This window comes from Saccharomonospora saliphila YIM 90502, from assembly GCF_000383795.1.
GTDB lineage: Bacteria > Actinomycetota > Actinomycetes > Mycobacteriales > Pseudonocardiaceae > Saccharomonospora > Saccharomonospora saliphila.
The window spans coordinates 19,545-22,064 of the sequence record NZ_KB912618.1; the positions used below are offsets into that span (position 1 = coordinate 19,545).

1 protein-coding gene and 1 pseudogene are annotated in these 2,520 nt (G+C 71.7%); one reads left to right on the forward strand and one right to left on the reverse strand.

The window, feature by feature from the left end; translation table 11 throughout:
- Positions 1-136: 136 nt before the first annotated feature.
- Positions 137-1,052, reverse strand: a pseudogene (locus tag SACSA_RS0102185) (TerC family protein); the annotation flags it as partial.
- A gap of 397 nt (positions 1,053-1,449) precedes the next feature.
- Here SACSA_RS0102185 and erm point away from each other — a divergent pair.
- On the forward strand, positions 1,450-2,271 hold the full coding sequence (gene erm, locus SACSA_RS21130; RefSeq protein WP_019813108.1) for a 23S ribosomal RNA methyltransferase Erm: 822 nt from the start codon (positions 1,450-1,452) through the stop codon (positions 2,269-2,271).
- The last annotated feature ends 249 nt before the right edge of the window (positions 2,272-2,520 follow it).

Sequence of the window (2,520 nt, forward strand, 5' to 3'; positions counted from 1 at the left end):
ATGCGTTCCGCGGGCACCCCGGCGTTGCTGATGCCCTCGGCGAGGTCACGCGCTCCCTGAACTCGCAGGCCGCGAGGGGGCGAACGTCGCGGTTACTCGGGGTGGGGTGGGGGTGGTGGGTGTGGTCTCGGCGCTCGGGTGTGGTGCCTCGGGTGCTGCGCCAGCTGGCGGCCACGGCGATGGTGAGCACGGCGGCGACCACGGCCAACGACAGCCAGGTCGGGATGTGGAACACGTCGAGCAGCAGCATCTTCACCCCGACCCCAGACCAGCACCACCGCCAGGCCCGCCTTGAGGTAGACGAAGCGGTGCATCAGGTCGGCGAGCAGGAAGTACATCGCACGCAGGCCCAGGATCGCGAACGCGTTCGAGGTGAACACCAGGTAGGGCTCCTGGGTGACCGCGAAGATCGCCGGGATGGAATCCACGGCGAACACGATGTCGGTGACCTCGACGACCACGAGCACGGCCAGCAGGGGAGTGGCCACCCACCGGCCCGCGCGCCGTACCAGGAACCGCTGCCCCTCGTAGTCGTCGGTGACCGGAACGACACGCCGGAACGCCCGCAGCACCACGCTGCGTTCGACGTCGACCGTCTCCTCCCGCTGCCGCGCCATGCGCACGCCGGTGAACACCAAGAACGCGCCGAACAGGTACAGCACCCACGAGAAACTCGCGATGAGCACCGATCCGGCGGCGATGAACGCCGCGCGGAACACCAGCGCGCCCAGCACGCCGTAGAACAGCACGCGGTGCTGGTACTCGCGTGGCACGGCGAAGTAGCTGAAGATGATCGCGAAGACGAAGACGTTGTCCACCGCCAGCGACTTCTCGATCACGTATCCGGCGAAGTACTGGCCGGCGAACTCCGCGCCCCAGACCCACCACACGAGCGCGCCGAACGCGACACCGAGGGCGACCCACACCGCCGACCAGGCGGCGGCCTCCCGCACCGACACCACGTGCGCGCGGCGGTGGGCGAGCAGGTCCACCGCCAGCATGAACAGGATGACACCGAGCACACCGGCCCAGGCCCACCAGGCAACCGTCATCGAGGACCTCCGGTTCCGTTTCAGGGACCGGAGGTCTCCCCGGCCGTCGCCGCGGGCGGCCCCGCGGCGACGGTGCCGAGACCGGGTGGCCGCGGGGCCGCCGTAGTGACGATTTCGGCAGGGTGGGTACTCCCCTCCGCTACCGACCAGCCTGGCGAATGGTGTACCGCGTGTCAAAGCGGACGTCGCGGTGGTCACATTCCGCCGGTCACCGGAATGCTGCTACCGTCTGTGTTCATGGGGACGTTGTTCAGCGCCGTGTTCTTCGTCAGGTTGCGTCGCGCCTGACGGCGGACTGACTCTCTGACGTCGGTTTTCGCCGCATCGCTCGGTTCATGCCGGTGCGGCCTCGTCGTGCTGCCCGGCTCCGCCTCTCGTCCTCGTACGGAGCCTCCCCATGCCTTCGCCCTATCCGGGCGGCCGAGAAGAACTCGGCCAGAACTTCCTCGTCGACCGGTCGGTGATCGCCACGATCACGGGACTGGTGGCCCGCACACACGGTCCGCTCGTCGAACTCGCCGCCGGTGACGGGGCTCTGACCCTGCCCTTGAGCCGGTCGGGCCGGCCCCTGACCGCCGTGGAGATCGACCCCGTGCGGGTGCGGCGGCTGCGGCGCCGCACCCCCGGCCACGTCACCGTCGTGCACGACGACCTGCTGCGCGTGCGCTTCCCCCGTACGCCGCACGTGCTGGTGTGCAACGTGCCGTTCCACCTCACCACCCCCGTGATCAAGCGCCTGCTGGCCGCGCGGCACTGGCACAACGCCGTCCTGCTGGTGCAGTGGGAGGTCGCCCGGCGGCGCGCCGGTGTCGGCGGGGCCAGCCTGCTCACGGCCCGGTGGTGGCCGTGGTACCGGTTCGACCTGCACCGGCGGGTGCCCGCGCGGGCGTTCCGGCCCGTGCCGTCGGTCGACGCAGGGCTGCTGACGCTCACCCGCCGCGACCGTCCCCTGGTCGACGACCGGGCGGGGTACCAGCGGTTCGTCGGTGACGTGTTCACCGGCCCGGGCCGGGGCCTGCGGGAGGTCCTGACCCGCGTCACCGGAGTCGACCGGGCCACGCTCGCCACCTGGCTGCGCGCGCACGGGGTGTCACCGCGGGCACTGCCGAAGGATCTCACCGCCGATCAGTGGACAGCCCTGTGGCACCTGGTCGGCACCGGCGGGCCCCGTCCTCGCCGCGCGGCAGGCAAACCCACGCGCCGCCGCCCAGCGCGGTGACGGAACCCGGTGCCGCGCTGGGCGGCGCGAGTGCCTTGCCCGCGGCATCCGGTCGCCGGGAAGGCACTCGCGGCGACCGGATGCCTCCCGGGGGCGCGAGGCACGCTGGGTCACTCGGCGTTGTCTGCGGGGTGGCGGGCAGCGGACTCGTCGTCCGGTGCGCGGGTGGCCAGCAGCTGGTCCACGCGGGTGTGGGCGCGGTCGAGTTCGCGGCGGGTCTCGGCCAGGCTGTCGCGGCAGTCGGCCAGC